Origin of the sequence: Pseudomonas sp. 7SR1, from assembly GCF_900156465.1 — a bacterium.
GTDB lineage: Bacteria > Pseudomonadota > Gammaproteobacteria > Pseudomonadales > Pseudomonadaceae > Aquipseudomonas.
On record NZ_LT707064.1, the window covers coordinates 193,977 to 211,196 of the forward strand.

General features: G+C 60.2%; 21 protein-coding genes. 9 read left to right on the plus strand and 12 right to left on the minus strand.

Translation table 11 applies throughout. The annotated features are described in order from the left end of the window. Positions 1–5 precede the first annotated feature (5 nt). Entirely contained in the window at positions 6–1,847 is a 1,842-nt protein-coding gene (locus BW992_RS00910; RefSeq protein WP_372239191.1) for a potassium transporter Kup, read from the minus strand. Positions 1,848–2,175: 328 nt separating this feature from the next. Here BW992_RS00910 and rimO point away from each other — a divergent pair, with 328 nt between their 5' ends. The 5 genes from rimO (at position 2,176) to tsaA (ending at position 6,316) form a co-directional block, all read left to right on the plus strand. Continuing rightward, positions 2,176–3,516: a 30S ribosomal protein S12 methylthiotransferase RimO gene (gene rimO / locus BW992_RS00915; RefSeq protein ID WP_072387798.1), complete on the plus strand. Its 1,341-nt coding sequence runs from the start codon at positions 2,176–2,178 to the stop codon at positions 3,514–3,516. Positions 3,517–3,696: 180 nt separating this feature from the next. Next, complete coding sequence (locus tag BW992_RS00920) at positions 3,697–4,170, plus strand: GNAT family N-acetyltransferase (RefSeq protein ID WP_072432288.1); 474 nt, start codon at positions 3,697–3,699, stop codon at positions 4,168–4,170. Positions 4,171–4,252: 82 nt separating this feature from the next. Then, complete coding sequence (locus BW992_RS00925) at positions 4,253–4,963, plus strand: rRNA pseudouridine synthase (RefSeq protein ID WP_076405323.1); 711 nt, start codon at positions 4,253–4,255, stop codon at positions 4,961–4,963. 63 nt (positions 4,964–5,026) lie between these two features. Then, the gene (locus BW992_RS00930; RefSeq protein ID WP_072387804.1) at positions 5,027–5,488 is read left to right on the plus strand and encodes a DUF1456 family protein; all 462 of its coding nucleotides are present in this window, start codon (positions 5,027–5,029) and stop codon (positions 5,486–5,488) included. A 129-nt stretch (positions 5,489–5,617) separates the two neighbouring features. After that, positions 5,618–6,316 (plus strand): tRNA (N6-threonylcarbamoyladenosine(37)-N6)-methyltransferase TrmO, encoded by a 699-nt coding sequence (gene tsaA / locus BW992_RS00935; RefSeq protein WP_072432286.1) that lies wholly within the window; start codon positions 5,618–5,620, stop codon positions 6,314–6,316. A gap of 91 nt (positions 6,317–6,407) precedes the next feature. Here tsaA and fpr read toward each other — a convergent pair whose 3' ends face one another. Continuing rightward, complete coding sequence (gene fpr, locus BW992_RS00940; protein WP_016966062.1) at positions 6,408–7,187, minus strand: ferredoxin-NADP reductase; 780 nt, start codon at positions 7,185–7,187, stop codon at positions 6,408–6,410. 122 nt (positions 7,188–7,309) lie between these two features. On the opposite strand from fpr, the gene BW992_RS00945 reads away from it, so the two are divergent. Next, a complete protein-coding gene (locus BW992_RS00945) occupies positions 7,310–8,236 on the plus strand; it encodes a LysR family transcriptional regulator (protein ID WP_165887761.1) in 927 nt (308 codons plus the stop codon). A 4-nt stretch (positions 8,237–8,240) separates the two neighbouring features. Here the strand turns inward: BW992_RS00945 and BW992_RS00950 are convergent, their stop codons facing one another. The 3 genes from BW992_RS00950 to BW992_RS00960 all read right to left on the minus strand — a co-directional run bounded on the left by BW992_RS00950 (position 8,241) and on the right by BW992_RS00960 (position 10,315). Next, positions 8,241–8,606 carry a diacylglycerol kinase gene (locus BW992_RS00950; protein ID WP_072387808.1) on the minus strand — a complete coding sequence of 122 codons (366 nt, stop codon included), beginning with the start codon at positions 8,604–8,606 and terminating at the stop codon, positions 8,241–8,243. Positions 8,607–8,677: 71 nt separating this feature from the next. After that, positions 8,678–9,331, minus strand: coding sequence for a response regulator transcription factor ErdR (gene erdR, locus BW992_RS00955; RefSeq protein WP_072387810.1), 654 nt, complete (start codon positions 9,329–9,331; stop codon positions 8,678–8,680). A 216-nt stretch (positions 9,332–9,547) separates the two neighbouring features. Further along, positions 9,548–10,315: a tRNA-uridine aminocarboxypropyltransferase gene (locus tag BW992_RS00960; RefSeq protein ID WP_076407309.1), complete on the minus strand. Its 768-nt coding sequence runs from the start codon at positions 10,313–10,315 to the stop codon at positions 9,548–9,550. 149 nt (positions 10,316–10,464) lie between these two features. Between BW992_RS00960 and BW992_RS00965 the strand changes: the two genes are divergently transcribed. Beyond that, positions 10,465–10,887: a quorum-sensing-regulated virulence factor family protein gene (locus BW992_RS00965; RefSeq protein ID WP_072387813.1), complete on the plus strand. Its 423-nt coding sequence runs from the start codon at positions 10,465–10,467 to the stop codon at positions 10,885–10,887. On the opposite strand, the gene BW992_RS00970 is transcribed toward BW992_RS00965, so the two are convergent. Continuing rightward, on the minus strand, positions 10,888–11,082 hold the full coding sequence (locus BW992_RS00970) for a hypothetical protein (protein ID WP_072387815.1): 195 nt from the start codon (positions 11,080–11,082) through the stop codon (positions 10,888–10,890). It lies immediately after the preceding gene. Positions 11,083–11,526: 444 nt separating this feature from the next. Between BW992_RS00970 and BW992_RS00975 the strand changes: the two genes are divergently transcribed. Beyond that, positions 11,527–12,645 carry a TIGR00730 family Rossman fold protein gene (locus tag BW992_RS00975; RefSeq protein WP_076405325.1) on the plus strand — a complete coding sequence of 373 codons (1,119 nt, stop codon included), beginning with the start codon at positions 11,527–11,529 and terminating at the stop codon, positions 12,643–12,645. Positions 12,646–12,688: 43 nt separating this feature from the next. Here BW992_RS00975 and recX read toward each other — a convergent pair whose 3' ends face one another. The 3 genes from recX to BW992_RS00990 all read right to left on the minus strand — a co-directional run bounded on the left by recX (position 12,689) and on the right by BW992_RS00990 (position 14,801). Then, positions 12,689–13,156 (minus strand): recombination regulator RecX, encoded by a 468-nt coding sequence (gene recX / locus BW992_RS00980; RefSeq protein WP_072387819.1) that lies wholly within the window; start codon positions 13,154–13,156, stop codon positions 12,689–12,691. A gap of 8 nt (positions 13,157–13,164) precedes the next feature. Next, positions 13,165–14,217 (minus strand): recombinase RecA, encoded by a 1,053-nt coding sequence (gene recA, locus BW992_RS00985; protein ID WP_072387821.1) that lies wholly within the window; start codon positions 14,215–14,217, stop codon positions 13,165–13,167. Between the two features lie 83 nt (positions 14,218–14,300). Then, positions 14,301–14,801 carry a CinA family protein gene (locus BW992_RS00990; RefSeq protein ID WP_072387823.1) on the minus strand — a complete coding sequence of 167 codons (501 nt, stop codon included), beginning with the start codon at positions 14,799–14,801 and terminating at the stop codon, positions 14,301–14,303. A 167-nt stretch (positions 14,802–14,968) separates the two neighbouring features. On the opposite strand from BW992_RS00990, the gene BW992_RS00995 reads away from it, so the two are divergent. Further along, the gene (locus BW992_RS00995) at positions 14,969–15,415 is read left to right on the plus strand and encodes a glycosyltransferase family 25 protein (protein WP_083714521.1); all 447 of its coding nucleotides are present in this window, start codon (positions 14,969–14,971) and stop codon (positions 15,413–15,415) included. A 257-nt stretch (positions 15,416–15,672) separates the two neighbouring features. Here BW992_RS00995 and BW992_RS01000 read toward each other — a convergent pair whose 3' ends face one another. From BW992_RS01000 to BW992_RS01010, 3 genes are read right to left on the minus strand one after another with little or no spacing between them, the layout of a single operon-like run. Beyond that, entirely contained in the window at positions 15,673–16,209 is a 537-nt protein-coding gene (locus tag BW992_RS01000; protein WP_172834631.1) for a lysis system i-spanin subunit Rz, read from the minus strand. Continuing rightward, positions 16,191–16,754, minus strand: a complete 564-nt coding sequence (locus tag BW992_RS01005; protein ID WP_076405327.1) for a glycoside hydrolase family 19 protein — start codon at positions 16,752–16,754, stop codon at positions 16,191–16,193. Before BW992_RS01005 ends, BW992_RS01000 begins: the two co-directional genes overlap by 19 nt. Before the next feature lie 22 nt (positions 16,755–16,776). Further along, on the minus strand, positions 16,777–17,211 hold the full coding sequence (locus tag BW992_RS01010; protein WP_072387827.1) for a phage tail assembly chaperone: 435 nt from the start codon (positions 17,209–17,211) through the stop codon (positions 16,777–16,779). Between the last annotated feature and the right edge of the window lie 9 nt (positions 17,212–17,220).

Below are 17,220 nucleotides of genomic sequence, written 5' to 3' on the forward strand. Positions count from 1 at the left end.
CGCGCCTACATCTCCACCTGCGTTCCCAACTCGATCACCCGGTTCAACGGCAGGTTGAAGAACCGCAGGTTGCCGTTGGCGTTCTTCAGCATGAAGGCGAACAGCAACTCGCGCCAGCGAGCCATGCCTTCGAGCTTGGAAGCGATGACCGTTTCCCGGCTGAGGAAATACGTCGTACGCATCGGACTGAAATCCAGCTCGTCGAGGTGGCAGAGCTTGAGCGCCTGCGGCACGTCCGGCTCATCGGTGAAACCGAAATGCAGGATCACCCGGAAGAAACCCTCGCCGTAGGAATCGACCTCGAAGCGCCGCTGCGGCGGTACTCGCGGGATGTCTTCGTAGACCACCGTCAGCAATACCACTTGCTCGTGCAGCACCTGGTTGTGCAGCAGATTGTGCAACAGCGCATGGGGCACGGCGTCGGAGCGCGCCGTCAGGAACACGGCGGTACCCTGCACGCGATGCGGTGGCTGCACACGGATGCTGCTGATGAAGATCGGCAACGGCAGCGCACCTTCGTCCAGGCGCTCCACCAGCAACTGCTTGCCGCGCTTCCAGGTGGTCATCAGCACGAACAAGGCGATGCCGGCGATGACGGGGAAAGCCCCGCCCTGGATGATCTTCGGCACGTTGGCCGCGAAATACAGGCCATCCACCAGCAGGAAACCGAGCAGTACCGGTATCGCCAGCACAGGCGGCCATTTCCATAGCAACAGGATCACGGCCGAGACCAGGATGGTGGTCATCAGCATGGTGCCGGTCACCGCCACGCCGTAGGCCGAGGCCAGCGCGCCGGACGATTCGAATCCCAGCACCAGCAGCACCACACCCACCATCAACGACCAGTTCACCGCGCCGATGTAGATCTGGCCCTGTTCGGCGCTGGAAGTGTGCTGGATATACATGCGCGGGATATAGCCCAGCTGGATGGCCTGACGGGTCAGGGAGAACGCGCCGGAAATCACCGCTTGCGAAGCGATCACCGTGGCCAGGGTGGCCAGGCCCACCAGCGGCAGCAACGCCCAGCTCGGCGCCAGCAGATAGAACGGGTTGCGCGCCGCCTCGGGATCACCCAGCAACAACGCGCCCTGGCCGAAATAGTTGAGCATCAAGCCCGGCAACACCAGGAGAAACCAGGCGCGGGCAATCGGCTTGCGGCCGAAATGGCCCATATCGGCGTAAAGCGCTTCGGCACCGGTCAACGCCAGTACCACGGCACCGAGGATCGCCACGCCCATGCCTGGATGGACCACGAAGAAACGCACTGCCCAGGCCGGGTTCACCGCCAGCAGCACTTCCGGTTGCTGGCTGATGCCGTAGACGCCCAGCGCACCGAGCACCACGAACCAGATGACCATGATCGGGCCGAACAGGATGCCGATCCGCGCGGTGCCATGGCGCTGGATCAGAAACAGCGCGACCAACACCACCAGCGACAGCGGCACGACCCAATGGTCGATGCCCTCGAACGCCAGCCCGAGGCCTTCGATGGCCGAGAGCACGGAAATCGCCGGGGTGATCATGCTGTCGCCGTAGAACAGCGCGGCGCCGATCAGACCGCAAACCACCAGCAACGTGCGCAGCCGGGCCCGGCTTCCCGCCGCCCGCCGTGCCAGGGCGGTGAGCGCCATGATGCCGCCCTCGCCCTGGTTGTCGGCACGCAGGACGAACATCATGTACTTGATCGACACGACCCAGATCAGCGACCAGAAGATCAGCGACAGGATCCCCAGCACCCCGTCATGGTTGACGGGTACGCCATAGGCACCGGAAAACACTTCCTTGAGGGTGTACAACGGGCTCGTGCCGATGTCGCCATAAACCACTCCGACCGCCGCGACCAGCATGCTAAGCGGGTTTGCGGCCAAATGCCCGGCCTCCACCGCCTGACTACTTGCCTGCCCCATCCAATACTCCTGATTCCCAAGACCGCCTTCTTATACGCAACATGTTTTGTCACGCCCATGCGTCGCTCAACATCTAGTTACAGGTATTCAGTTGACTGTAAAAAGCAGCAAAGCGCAAAGGCGCGAAGCATAGCGCAGCACTCGTCGTTTTTCCCCGCATAAAGCTGGTCAAGTGACGCGTCCATCGCTAGAATTGCGCACTTTTTGATCAGAGGCGCGCCAGGCGCCCTGTCTCCCAAGAGACGATCCCCCTACACCGAGGTTAGACATGTCCACCACTACCACGCCAGCCAATCCCAAGGTCGGCTTCGTTTCCCTGGGTTGCCCGAAGGCTCTGGTCGACTCCGAGCGCATCCTGACCCAGCTGCGCATGGAAGGCTATGACGTCGTTTCCACGTATCAGGACGCGGACGTGGTAGTGGTCAACACCTGCGGTTTCATCGATTCGGCCAAGGCCGAGTCCCTGGAAGTGATCGGCGAAGCCATCAAGGAAAACGGCAAGGTCATCGTCACCGGCTGCATGGGCGTCGAAGAAGGCAACATCCGCGACGTGCACCCCAGCGTACTGGCGGTGACCGGCCCGCAGCAGTACGAGCAGGTGGTCAACGCGGTGCATGAGGTGGTGCCCCCCAAGCAGGACCACAACCCGCTCATCGACCTGGTGCCGCCACAAGGCATCAAGTTGACCCCACGCCACTATGCCTACCTGAAGATTTCCGAAGGCTGCAACCACAGCTGCAGCTTCTGCATCATCCCGTCGATGCGCGGCAAGCTGGTGAGTCGCCCGGTGGGCGATGTGCTCGATGAGGCCCAGCGCCTGGTCAAGGCCGGCGTCAAGGAACTGCTGGTGATCTCCCAGGACACCAGTGCCTACGGCGTCGACGTGAAATACCGCACCGGCTTCTGGAACGGCGCGCCAGTGAAGACCCGCATGACCGAACTGTGCGAAGCCCTCGGCACCCTCGGCGTCTGGGTCCGCCTGCACTACGTCTACCCTTACCCGCACGTGGACGAACTGATCCCACTGATGGCCGCCGGCAAGATCCTGCCGTACCTGGACATCCCGTTCCAACACGCCAGCCCGAAGGTCCTCAAGGCCATGAAACGCCCGGCGTTCGAAGACAAGACCCTAGCTCGCATCAAGAACTGGCGCGAAATCTGCCCGGACCTGATCATCCGCTCCACCTTCATCGTCGGCTTCCCCGGCGAAACCGAAGAAGACTTCCAGTACCTGCTGGACTGGCTGACCGAAGCCCAGCTCGATCGCGTCGGCTGCTTCCAGTATTCCCCGGTGGAAGGTGCTCCGGCCAACGACCTGGCCCTGGACGTCGTGCCGGACGACGTCAAGCAGGACCGCTGGGAGCGCTTCATGGCGCATCAGCAGGCAATCAGCTCGGCGCGCCTGCAAATGCGCATCGGCCGTGAAATCGAGGTCCTGGTGGATGAAGTGGACGAGCAAGGCGCCGTGGGCCGCTGCTTCTTCGATGCCCCGGAAATCGATGGCAACGTCTTCATCGACAACGGCAGCCATCTCAAGCCGGGCGACAAGGTCTGGTGCAAGGTGACCGATGCCGATGAGTACGATCTGTGGGCTGAGCAGATCGCCTGATCCTGGCGTGGACCCAGGCCCAGGTGACTTTTGTGGCCAGGGTCACAGGTCCGTGCCTGCAGCCATTGATTCGCCAGCCTCGAAAAAACCAAAAAGCCCTGCCTTGCGACAAGATGCGGGGCTTTTTTACGGCTATCGTATGGAGAAACCCGGGACATTCAGCACAAGGAACAGGCGGGCATGCGCCAGCACTCGGTCATCCATACCCCGAAATCCAGCGATTACCAGGAACTGACCCAGGTCTGGGAAGCTTCGGTGCGGGCAACCCATGATTTTCTTCCGGACAGCTACATCGAGCTGCTGAAGAACCTGGTGCTCACCCGCTACCTGGATGCGGTAATGCTCATCTGCACCCGGGACGCGCGCCAGCGCATTACCGGTTTCGCCGGCGTCGCGGCGGGCAAGATCGAAATGCTGTTCATCGACCCACAGCACCGGGGCCAGGGCCTGGGCAAGCAACTCTTGCACTACGCCATGGAACACATGAACGCCGATCAGCTGGATGTCAACGAACAGAACCCGCAGGCCCTGGGCTTTTATCTCAAGCAGGGATTCGAAGTGGTCGGCCGCTCGGCGCGGGACGGCATGGGCCAGCCATACCCGTTGCTGCATATGCGCTACAGGCAGCCCGGCCTGAAGGCCGTGCGCGGCTAAAAGCCACACGAGGCAAATGGAACCGCGATTAACCGGCGCCACGCAGGTACAATGCCCACCCTCTTTTTGCTACGGCCTTGTCATGACTGACCCGATACGCCTCTCCAAACGCCTCATCGAACTTGTCGGCTGCTCCCGCCGGGAGGCTGAGCTGTTCATCGAGGGCGGCTGGGTCACCGTGGATGGCGAGGTCGTCGACGAACCGCAGTTCAAGGTCACCACCCAGAAGGTCGAACTCGACCCACAAGCCAAGGCCACCGCGCCGGAGCCGGTGACCCTGCTGCTGAACGTTCCGGCGGGCATGGACGTGGACACCGCCATGGCGAGCCTGGCCCCGCAGACCCTGAGCGAAGAGCACCGCTTCGGCAAACGTCCGCTCAAGGGCCATTTCATGAGACTGACCGCCAGCGCCGACCTGCAGGCCAATGCCAGCGGCCTCCTGGTGTTCACCCAGGACTGGAAGATCCTGCGCAAGCTCACCGCCGACGCCGCGAAGATCGAGCAGGAATACGTCGTGGACGTCGTGGGAGAGATGCTTGCCCACGGCCTCAACCGCCTGAACCATGGCCTGACCTACAAGGGCAAGGAGTTACCCGCGGTCAAGGCCAGCTGGCAGAACGAGAACCGCCTGCGCTTCGCGCTGAAGAACCCGCAGCCGGGCATCATCGCGTTGCTCTGCCAGGCGGTCGGCCTAAAGGCCGTCGCCATCCGCCGGATCCGCATCGGCGGCGTGTCCATCGGCAAGGTGCCGCTGGGCCAGTGGCGCTACCTGTCCGCCAAAGAGAAATTCTAAAGTCACTTCTTCCGGTGCCGCACCTCGCTGGGCACCCACCGCCGATTGATCAGGATTGCACACATGATTCACAACGACGTACTGCGCAGCGTGCGCTACATGCTCGATATCAGCGACAAGAAAGTCATCGAGATCATCAAGCTGGGCGGCCTGGACGTGTCCCTGGCGGACCTGGCGGGCTATCTCAAGAAGGATGAAGAAGAAGGCTTCGTGTTCTGCCCCGACGAAGTCATGGCGCATTTCCTCGACGGCCTGGTGATCTTCAAACGGGGCAAGGACGAGAGCCGCCCACCGCTGCCCATCGAAGTGCCGGTGACCAACAACATCATCCTCAAGAAGCTGCGAGTGGCCTTCGAACTGAAGGAAGACGACATGCACGCCATCCTCAAGTCTGCGGACTTCCCGGTGTCCAAACCGGAACTGAGCGCGCTGTTCCGCAAGTTCGGCCACACCAACTACCGCCCGTGCGGCGACCAGTTGCTGCGCAACTTCCTCAAGGGGCTGACGCTGCGCGTTCGCGGCTGACTTCCCAGGGCCGCGGTGGCGAGGGGACGCTGCACGTCCAGTGGGGATAAATCCCCTCACCACAGAGGACAGTGCCGATTGCAGCTCCCGCGTTATCATGCCCTCTCCATCTGGCGTCGATTTCATCCCATGACTTACAACGTCTCCCCCGTCGGCTTCGTCCACTCCTGTTTCAAGGAAAAGTTCGCCATCCCACGGCAACCTCACCTGGCGCCTGCCGCTCGCGGCGTGCTGGAGCTGGTGGCGCCGTTCGACCAGGGCGACGCCGTGCAGGGCCTGGAGCAGGTCAGCCATGTCTGGTTGCTGTTCCTGTTCCACCAGGCCCTGGAAAAAAAACCTCGGCTGAAAGTGCGTCCGCCTCGCCTGGGCGGCAACAAATCCATGGGGGTATTCGCCACCCGGGCAACCCATCGCCCCAACGGCATCGGCCAATCCGTGGTCAAGCTGGAACGGGTCGAAGCCGCTCGTCTGTGGATCTCGGGCATCGACTTGCTGGACGGTACACCGGTACTGGACATCAAGCCCTACGTGCCCTACGCCGACATCATTGGCACGGCTTCGAACAGCATCGCCAGCGCAGCGCCCGAGCCGGTCCCCGTGCAATGGGCGCCCCCTGCCCTGCACCAAGCCCGCGACCACGCCATGCGCCTGCAGGAGCCGCTGGTGGAACTGATCGAACAGTGCCTGGCCCAGGACCCCCGCCCGGCGTACCAGGTGCCGACAGCGGAACGGGAATATGGCGCGCAATTCTGGGATGTGGACGTTCGCTGGCATTATCCGCGGCTGGGGTTGATCCGCGTGCTGGAAGTGATTCCGGCGAAACAATGATCCTGGAACGAAAAAGCCCGCGCCGCCTTATCCAGGCGACGCGGGCTATTTCAATGGCGATCGGTTGGACCGAGTCGTCTTCTTCGCGGGCTTACTTCTCTACGAAGGCCCGTTCGATCAGGTAATCCCCCGGCTCGCGCATACGCGGCGAAACGGTCAGGCCGAAGCTGTTGAGCACTTCGCTGGTTTCTTCCAGCATGCTCGGGCTACCGCACAGCATGGCGCGGTCGTCCTGGGGGTTGATCGGTGGCAGGCCGATGTCGCGGAACAGCTTGCCGCTGCGCATCAGGTCGGTCAGGCGGCCTTCGTTCTCGAACGGCTCGCGGGTCACGGTCGGGTAGTAGATCAGTTTTTCACGCAGCGCTTCGCCGAAAAACTCGTTCTGCGGCAAGTGCTCGGTGATGAACTCGCGATAGGCGACTTCGTTGACGTAACGTACGCCGTGGCACAGGATCACTTTTTCGAAACGCTCATAGGTTTCCGGATCCTGGATGACGCTCATGAACGGCGCCAGGCCGGTGCCGGTGCTGAGCAGGTACAGGTGCTTGCCCGGCTTGAGGTCGTCCAGCACCAGGGTGCCGGTGGGTTTCTTGCTGATGATGATCTCGTCGCCTTCCTTCAGGTGCTGCAATTGGGAAGTCAGCGGACCATCAGGCACCTTGATGCTGAAGAACTCGAGATGCTCTTCCCAGTTCGGGCTGGCAATCGAGTAAGCGCGCATAAGCGGGCGGCCGTTGGGCTGCTGCAGGCCGATCATCACGAACTGACCGTTCTCGAAGCGCAGGCCCGGATCGCGGGTGCACTTGAAGCTGAACAGAGTGTCGTTCCAGTGATGAACACTGAGGACACGCTCGTGGTTCATGTTGCTCATGTACGGGGGACTCCTGGAAATGATGCCTGCGCCGGGAAGGAGCGCAATTGCATCGCATTCTAATAGCGGCGACAATATCTGTTAAATGGATTATTAAGATAAGGGTTATCGGTTATATCGATATGCGATTTACTCTACGTCAACTTCAGGTCTTCGTCGCCGTCGCCCAGCAGGAGAGCGTGTCCCGTGCTGCGGGCCAGCTCAATCTGTCGCAATCGGCTGCCAGCACCTCCATCACCGAATTGGAGCGCCAGTCCAGCTGCCAGTTGTTCGACCGCGCCGGTAAGCGCCTGAGCCTCAACGCCCTGGGCAAACAGTTGCTACCCCAGGCGGTGGCGTTGCTGGACCAGGCCAAGGAGATCGAAGACCTGCTCAACGGCAAGTCCGGCTTCGGCTCACTGGCGGTTGGCGCCACCCTGACCATCGGCAATTACCTGGCCACCCTGCTGATCGGCGGTTTCATGCAGCGCCATCCGGAAAGCCAGGTGAAGCTGCATGTACAGAACACTGCCAATATCGTGCATCAGGTCGCCCACTATGAAATTGATCTGGGTCTAATCGAAGGCGATTGCAGCCATCCGGATATCGAAGTGCAGAGTTGGGTCGAGGACGAGCTGGTGGTGTTTTGCGCGCCCCAGCATCCACTGGCCAGGCGCGGCCAGGCGACCATGGAGGAACTGACCCATGAAGCGTGGATTCTGCGGGAACAGGGCTCCGGCACTCGCCTGACCTTCGACCAAGCCATGCGCCATCATCGCAGCGCGCTGAACATCCGCCTGGAACTGGAACACACCGAAGCCATCAAGCGCGCCGTGGAGTCCGGCCTGGGGATCGGCTGCATTTCACGCCTGGCCCTGCGCGATGCGTTCCGTCGGGGCAGCCTGGTCCCCGTGGAAACCCCGGACATGGACCTGGCGCGGCAGTTCTACTTCATCTGGCACAAACAGAAATACCAGACATCGGCGATGCGCGAGTTTCTCGAGCTGTGCCGGGCGTTCACCGCCGGCGCGCAACGCAGCGACGAAATCGTCCTGCCGGCCATTGCCTGAAGCGCTACTGCAGCAGGATCACGCCCCATACCAGCGTAATCATCGTCAGGGCGACGAGCTGGGCGGCACTGCCCATGTCCTTGGCATTCTTCGACAGCGGGTGCAGTTCCAGGGAAATGCGGTCGATGGCCGCCTCCACCGCCGAATTGAGCAGTTCGACGATCAGCGCCAGCAGGCAGACCGCAATCAACAGCGCCTGCTCGACACGGCTGACGTTCAGGAAGAACGACAGCGGGATCAGGATGACGTTGAGCAGGACCAGTTGACGGAACGCCGCTTCGCCGACAAAGGCCGCGCGCAGGCCATCCAGGGAATAGCCGGAGGCGTTGAGGATGCGTTTCAGGCCGGTTTGGCCTTTAAAAGGTGACATAGGATGGGCAACTGATCGAAAGGAGTGGAGAAGCTAATTCAAACCCGGTCAAAAAAGCGTGAACAGACACACTAGGGCTGCGGTGAAATTGACTCAAGCTGTTGCAACAACAAGGCCGCCTGGGTCCGGGTGCGCACGTTCAGCTTTCGGAAGATCGCCGTCACATGGGCCTTGATGGTGGCCTCCGAGACGTTCAATTCATAAGCGATCTGCTTGTTCAGCAAACCTTCGCAGACCATGGTCAGTACCCGGAACTGTTGCGGCGTGAGACTGGCCAGGCCTTCGCTGGCGGCCTTGGCCTCTTCCGACACGCTCACTGCCTCGAATGCCTGGGGCGGCCAGGCAGCATCACCATCCAGGACCGCCTTCACCGCCTTCTGGATCATTTCAAGCGAACTGGACTTGGGGATGAACCCGCTGGCACCGAACTCCCGGGCCTTGACCATCACCGACGCTTCCTCCTGGGCCGAAACCATCACCACGGGAATCTGCGGATACTGACCGCGCAACAGTACCAATCCGGAAAATCCATACGCTCCCGGCATGTTCAGGTCCAGCAGCACCAGGTCCCAGTCAGCCTTTTCGGTCAACCGGCTCTCCAGTTCCGCAATACTGGCCACCTCCGTCAGCCGGACATCCGGGCCCAGGCCCAGGGTCACTGCCTGATGCAACGCGCTACGAAAGAGCGGATGGTCATCGGCAATCAGGATTTCGTATGTGGCCATTGTTCAAATGATCCTGTTCTTATGGCAGGCCGATATGATCGCACCTCGCCAGAGCCACTCGGGACACCCACCATGGCGGCGGCATCCAGAGGGAACTGTTCACGCCAGCACGGTATGGCGTTTCAAACCTTGGCCATGCCCCGGTCGGCGCCAAGCATGCCCAGCGAAGCCGGGGTGGTCAAGCAGCACGGCCACCACTGTCTCCAGTATGGGCCACTATCCGGCCACTGCCCCTTGAGCCGTATCAATAAAGGGCAACAGCTCAGCGTGAGCCGGGGTCGATACATCCACTTCCCGTTGCCCCTTGGCGCCCAGGTAATGCTGGCTGAACACATCGAAATAAGCGTCCAGGGCAGAGGCCGCATCATGATCCCCGGCCAGCTCCAGGCACAGCGCCGCCACTTCGGCGGTGCACAGGTGCTCGCTGCGGGTGGAACGGCGCAAGCGGTAGCGCGACAGTTTGTCAGGCAGCAGGCTCAGGATCGGCAACCGGTCGAAATAGGGACTCTTGCGGAAAATCTTGCGCGCCTCCGTCCAGGTCGCGTCCAACAGAATGAACAACGGTCGCCTGGAACGATCCAGGTCGACGGTGTGGGTGACCCGCGACGGCTCGACGTATTCACCCGGAAACACCAGGTAGGGTTGCCATTGAGGGTCATTCAGCAACGCCAGCAATTGCCCGTCGACCTCGGTGCGCGACCAGATGAAGGCATGATTGTCGCGTACCACGTCGGCAATCAGCCACCCGGTGTTGCTGGGCTTGAACACTTCCTTGTTGGTCATGATCAGGCAAACCCCGGAACGGGCTTCGACCTTCGGTCGCCAGGCACACAGGCAATGGCTCTGGATCACCCGGCAGGCACTGCAACGGGGTGCGCGCCAGCCACGGGCCTGAAGCGGCTTGATCCCCTCATCGATGCGCTGATCGCGCAGGCGGGCTACGGCGTTAGGGGCATGAAGCCGACAGGCGGGAGAACTCGACACGAACGACACTCGACAGCGCAATGAAGGCCGGCAGTCTACCAGAGCGCACGAGCCTGTACCGTCCACCTCGCCTCCCCTATAATTCGCCGCCAATGAACGCACAGTCACGTGACCGGTCGAACCACCAGTCACTGAACCAGGAGAGTTTCATGCTGCGCCTTACCGTCCCTACCGTTGCCGTTCTGTTGGCGACGTCCTTCAGCGCCCAGGCTGCCTCGCTGAAAGAACTCGAACTGAACAAGATGTTGCAGAACGTGGCCAGGGAGAGCAGCGTTGGCACCCCCCGGGCGATCAATGAAGACATTCTCGATCAGGGCTACACGGTGGAAGGCACCGAGTTGATCAACCACCTCAGCGTGCAGAGCAGCCATGCCGAAAAGATGCGCGCCGACCCCAAGGCCGTGTATTTCCAGCTGGGCTCCAAGGTGTGCACCAATCCGGGCTTTCGCAAGCTGATGGCCAAGGGCGCCACCATGCGCTACGAGTTTACCGAGGTCAAAACCAACCGCCCGGTCGCGACCGAACGCTTCCAGGAGTCGGATTGCCCAAAACCGGCCAAGACCAAGAAGTAATCAGCCCGAGCGTGCGCGTCGCTGTTCATCGTCGGCGCGCAGTTCCGCCACCAGCGCCTGCAGGTATCGCGAGCGCCAGGTCCTGCCCTCCAAGCGACGACAACACTCTTCCTCGAGGCTGATTCGATTGGCCTGGGCCGCTTCCAACAGCGTCAGATACAACTGCCTGTCGAGTTCCAGGGTTACCCTGCTCATTTCTCCCGCCTCCTTGCCCGATTCGCTTCAATCCATCGCGTGCCCAGCCATGGGCATCGAACTGCATTGACACGCCTGTTATCAGTAAATCAGAGCGGCATGCGTGCAACTGGCAATCGGACGAGCGGTGCGCTACTCCAAAGCTTTCATCCAGCGGTTGCCAACGGTCACTTTTGAGCGCCATGATCATGGCAACGCAAGATCGACTCACTTCATGAATATGTTTTGGGCAGAACGAGGCTGCCACCCTACCTTGCCGTGTGATTGTTCTTAAATCCAAGGGACATACGGAACCCGGTGGATGGCCTGATCGATGATATGTAAACAGGTTCAGGCCAAATCGAACGCCCAGGCGAGCGCCTGGATTGACGGCGACACACGGAGTGTCGCGGCCCCGGCGAACCTTTCGCCCGGGTCGGGGTTCCGTCAAGAAGGAGAAGCTTGATGCCTTACAAACCAAATGACCTGCTCAATCGTCATTTTGAGAACCATGGCCACGACCTTATCCGCAAGGTCGAAGAGCAACTCAACCTGGTGTCACCCAACAGCCCCAACCTCCCCATCTACCGAGACATGATCCTGACCGTGCTGCGCATGGCCCAGGAAGACCACAACCGCTGGAACGCCAAGATCACGTTGCAGGCCCTGCGGGAACTGGAACAGGCATTCCGCACGCTGGAACAGTTCAAGGGGCGCCGCAAGGTCACTGTCTTCGGCTCCGCACGAACGCCTATCGAACATCCCCTGTATGGCCTGGCGAGGGAGCTGGGAGCGGCGCTGGCCCGCTCGGACATGATGGTCATCACTGGCGCAGGCGGAGGCATCATGGCCGCCGCTCATGAAGGCGCCGGCCGCGAGCACAGCCTCGGGTTCAATATCACCCTGCCTTTCGAACAACATGCAAACCCGACCGTCGAAGGCACGCCGAACCTGTTGCCCTTCCACTTCTTCTTCACTCGCAAACTGTTCTTCGTCAAGGAGGCCGACGCGCTGGTGCTCTGCCCGGGTGGTTTCGGCACCCTTGATGAAGCACTGGAAGTGCTGACGCTGGTGCAGACCGGTAAAAGCCCACTGGTACCGGTAGTATTACTGGACGTTCCCGGAGGAAAGTTCTGGCAAAGCGCCCTGGATTTCATCCGCGAACAATTGGAGGAAAACCGCTACATCCTGCCCACCGACCTGAAGCTGATGCGCCTGGTATACACCGCCGAAGATGCCGTGGAGGAAATCAACCAGTTCTATCGTAACTTCCATTCCAGCCGCTGGCTCAAGCATCAGTTCGTGATCCGCATGAACCACAAGCTCAACGAGCAGGCCCTGGAACAGATGCAAGTGGAGTTTGCCGACCTGTGCCTGAACGATCGCTTTCATCAGCTGGCCTACAACGGCGACGAGCCTGATGAAGCACGGTTCAGCCACCTGACGCGATTGGCATTCAACTTCAACGCTCGCGACCATGGTCGGTTGAGGGCGCTGGTGGACTTCATCAACTTGCCGGAAAACTTGGCCCAACCCTACCCCAAGGCCCATCCGCTTGCCTGGGAGACGATCAAGGTCACCTGAACCCATAAAAAAACGGCCCGCTATCGAAATAGCGGGCCGTTTTTCAATCATCCAATCCTCGACCGCTGAACAAGCGGTTGATCATTTCCATGGAGTAGCCTCTGTACGCCAGGAACCGACCTTGTTTGGCCCGTTCCCGTGCATCGACGGGTAGATGCCCAGAGAACTTGCGACGCCAGGTTTCCATCAACTGATCCTGCCAATCGATACCGCTTTCACGTAGGGCTTGTTCGATATCCGAACGCTGCAGGCCGCGTTGACCCAGTTCCTCCCGAATCCTCAACGGTCCATAACCGGAGCGGGCCCGATAGGAAACGAAGCTTTCCAGATAACGGGCCTCTGACAACAGGCCCTCTTGCGTCAAGCGATCCAAGGTCGTTTCGATCAACTCATCGCAGGCACCACGCTGACGCAGTTTTCGCGTCAGTTCGACTCGACCGTGCTCGCGTCTGGCGAGCAGGTCCATCGCAGTTCGCCGCACCGCGACGAGGGTATCGAGTACGGCGGTCATCGATTTGATCAGATATCAGCGTCAACCAGATCGTCAGCGGTCTCACGGTTAGCCAACGCCTTGACGTCCGCAACCGGGCTCAACAGCTTGTCGCGCAATTGCTTCTCGAGGGCCGCAGCCACTTCCGGGTTGTCCGCCAGGAACTTGGCCGAGTTGGCCTTGCCCTGACCGATCTTGGTGCCGTTGTAGGCGTACCAGGCACCGGACTTTTCAACGAAGCCGTGCAACACGCCCAGGTCGATCATCTCGCCATTGAGGTAGATGCCCTTGCCGTAAAGAATCTGGAACTCGGCCTGACGGAATGGCGAAGCCACCTTGTTCTTCACAACCTTGACGCGGGTTTCGCTGCCGACAACCTCGTCGCCTTCCTTCACTGCGCCGGTACGACGGATGTCCAGGCGGACCGAGGCGTAGAACTTCAGGGCGTTACCACCAGTGGTGGTTTCCGGGCTGCCGAACATCACGCCGATCTTCATGCGGATCTGGTTGATGAAGATCACCAGGCAGTTGGCATTCTTGATGTTACCGGTGATCTTGCGAAGGGCCTGGGACATCAGGCGAGCCTGGAGGCCCACGTGCATGTCGCCCATTTCACCTTCGATTTCGGCTTTAGGTACCAGTGCCGCCACGGAGTCGACGATGATCACGTCAACCGCGTTGGAACGCACCAGCATGTCGGTGATTTCCAGTGCCTGCTCACCAGTGTCAGGTTGGGAGACCAGCAGGTCGTCGACATTGACGCCCAATTTGCCGGCATATTCCGGGTCCAGGGCGTGCTCGGCATCGACGAAGGCGCAGGTCGCGCCGGCCTTCTGGGCCTGGGCAATCACGGACAGGGTCAGCGTGGTTTTACCGGAGGACTCAGGACCGTAGATTTCAACGATACGACCTTTTGGCAAGCCGCCGATGCCAAGCGCGATGTCCAGGCCCAGAGAGCCGGTGGAGATGGAAGGAATAGCCTGACGGTCCTGATCGCCCATACGCATTACGGCACCCTTGCCGAATTGACGTTCGATCTGACCCAAGGCCGCAGCCAAGGCTTTCTTCTTGTTGTCGTCCATTAAAGTCCTCACGTAATCAATAAGGCCTGACGGCCAACACCTGTATAAGTAGCCAGTATTATTCCACAGGGATCGAGGATCGCCTACCCCCGATTTGAGATTTCTGCGGCGGCATGTTGCAGCAGCCCCTCTAGCGCGGCCTTCACCGTTTGTCGGCGGACCTCGTCGCGGTTGCCCGCAAAGAACCGCTGCTCGCTGAAGACCGTTTCGCCAACGCCCCAGGCCAGCCACACGGTGCCCACCGGCTTGCCCGGGGAACCGCCGTCCGGCCCGGCGATACCGCTGACCGCCACGGCGAACCGCGCCTGGCCCTGTCGCTGGGCGCCCCGGACCATGGCCTCGACCACCTCGCGACTGACCGCTCCCACCGTGCCGAACAGTTCGTCCGGCACATTCAGTTGCCGGGTCTTCTGGCGATTGGAATAAGTGACGAAACCGGCTTCGAACCAAGCCGAACTGCCTGGAATTCGCGTGATCGCCTCGGCAATCCCGCCACCGGTACAGGACTCGGCGGTGGTCACATGAACATTGAGCAACTGCAGGCGCCGGCCCAGTTCGGCGGCCAGCTCGGTAATCTCCTCCATGACGCTCTCCTGATTCGACGCAATGACGCCTACCGTACACGAGCGTTGGAAGCTTGCAAGGCTCGGGCCCGGGAGAGCGCTCTGTTTTTCAGGACACGTCCAGACCACGCTATGGACATCGAAAAACCTCGCTATATTCAGTTGCCCATGACAGTCGGAACGATGGAATGAAAACCAAGGATCTCAGCCGCCTTTCGGTTGATGGCGTACTCTGCATCAGCCTCAAGGATCGGAAGGATCGCAGGCTGCTACTGCTTGAAACCATGAAACGCTCAGGTTTGGACATAGAGTTCGTACTGGTCGATCCTGATAGAGAGAATCCGGCAAGAGGCTGCTTCAATTCGCATTTGAAGTGCGCAGAGATTGCATTGCAGCGCAACTATTCAAACGTCCTGATCCTGGAAGACGATGCACTGCAGTATTTCTTCTCAAAACAGACAGTCCGCAACATCAATCGCTTTATTTCGACGGAAAAATTTTTCCATTCTCCATCTCGGTTACACGATGGGGAAAATATGGCTCACCTGGAATTTTTCCATCGCTCGCGGCCGGGTAACCGCACTGCACGCTTATATACTCAGCAAACGAGGCTGTTCGGAGTTTGTAAAGCTTGAATACCGTTCAGAGCCCATCGACAGAGTCGTAAGGGCCCAGATCAAACAACATTGCGTTTTCCCCATGATGTTCGGCCAGCAACCCGCTCATCTCGTTTCAAGCGACATAGAAGACATTGCTCCTAACGATGATTCGTTCTGGAGAAACAATTGGTATAGGCACGTCTGGTCGGCAGTAAAGAACTTCTACATGACAGTTCTGGGCGTGAACCGGTAAACCAAGCAAGATTCTTTCTGGTCGACAACGACTCGACGGATTACTGACCCAACGCCCTGACATACGCCTGGCAAGCCCGCAAGGCGATCAATCCACGGTCGCCTTCATCGGTGATGGCGATAATTCGTTGAGCATGCGTCGGGTCAAGTCGGGCGCGTAGGGGGCCATGATCCATGCCGCCGGAGCCGGTGGCGGCAGGCACCGCACAACCGGGGGAGGCATCGTGGGCATCGAGGAGGACTGACAGCCGGACATCGGCAGTAGCAAGGCGATCGCGCAGGCGATCCTGGTCACGTTGGGCATCGCTCAAGGCTCGGTAGTGGGTGTGTTCGCTGGCAGAAAGTTGCTGTTCCAGGGCCAGTCGCTTCTCTTGCTCGGCCTTTTGTTGCGCTGTCGCCACCTGGCTCAACTGACTCAGGGTCTCGGCTTGGGACTGGGCCATTTGCGCCAGTTGACGACCATAGCGCCAATCCTGGAGTCGCCACGCCAGCGTAGCTGGACCAGCGGCCAGCAGCGCCAGCAAGAGAACAATCCCGAGAGTACGGAAGGAAAAAGGCATCAGGTCGAAGACTGGCATAACACCGCCCTCGCCCGCGCCCAAAGTTGCAGACGATCTTCCAGGCCGTTCAAGCCGCCGTTGATACGCCGAGTGATACTGTTGAACTGGTCACGGTCGGCCAGTTCGTTCAAGCCGTTCTGCTCCCAGAACCAGGCAGCCGATTCGGATGCCCACTGTGGTTGTTCCAGCAGTTCCGGCAAGGCCAGCAGACGTTCATCGCCAAACAAACCGAGACTGCACCGCAGATAATTGTCGCGGCCCGTAATCTGGATCAGCCCACGCCCCCGATATTTCTGGCCGTCGCCGTCGGCCTGGGGAGTATTTCCCAGGCGAACGGCCAACGCGCCGGTGTCGTACTTGCTTAGATACATTTCACTGCCAAGCTCCCGCACATATCGCAACTGCCCCGACTCGTGGCCGATCTGCGCCAGAAACGCAGCAACGCGTTTGGGCGTAACGATCCGGTGACGGCTCATCGCATGGTTGAGCGCAGGAACGAAAACGCCCGCTTGAGAGCGGGCGTCGGGCATGATCTTGATGAGTTGCTGCTGGGTAACGTCCATAATCCGACCATCGAAAAAAACATCACTGAAGTTGCGCTTTCAACCAGGGCGGCGCGACGGGGCGGTGCTCAGCCGCGGGAAACAGCTCGTCCTGGGGCCAATCTCTAAGGGCTCGCCGATAGGCCTGGAGTTGCGTGTACTGCGCCTGATCCAGCGTCGTACCGCCGCCGTCGTCCATCTCGTCGCGATCCCGGGCTACGAGGCGATCGGTGGCGGTGAGCTGAGCGTCACGCCAATGTGTTTCGTTGAGTATCTGCGTCTCGATCCTGTCGACCTCAAGCTCCGAAAGCACCGGATACCCCATGGCGTCCGACGTGATACACCTATTTAAAAAAGGGGCTGCGAACAATGCACTGTATGCGTGCTCCGAAATCTCAACAGCATCTTTGGGAATTTCATTTGCATGATCGATGGAGTTGTAGAACCCACCCGTGGTTGGAGCATAAAAAATCAGCATAACGGCATC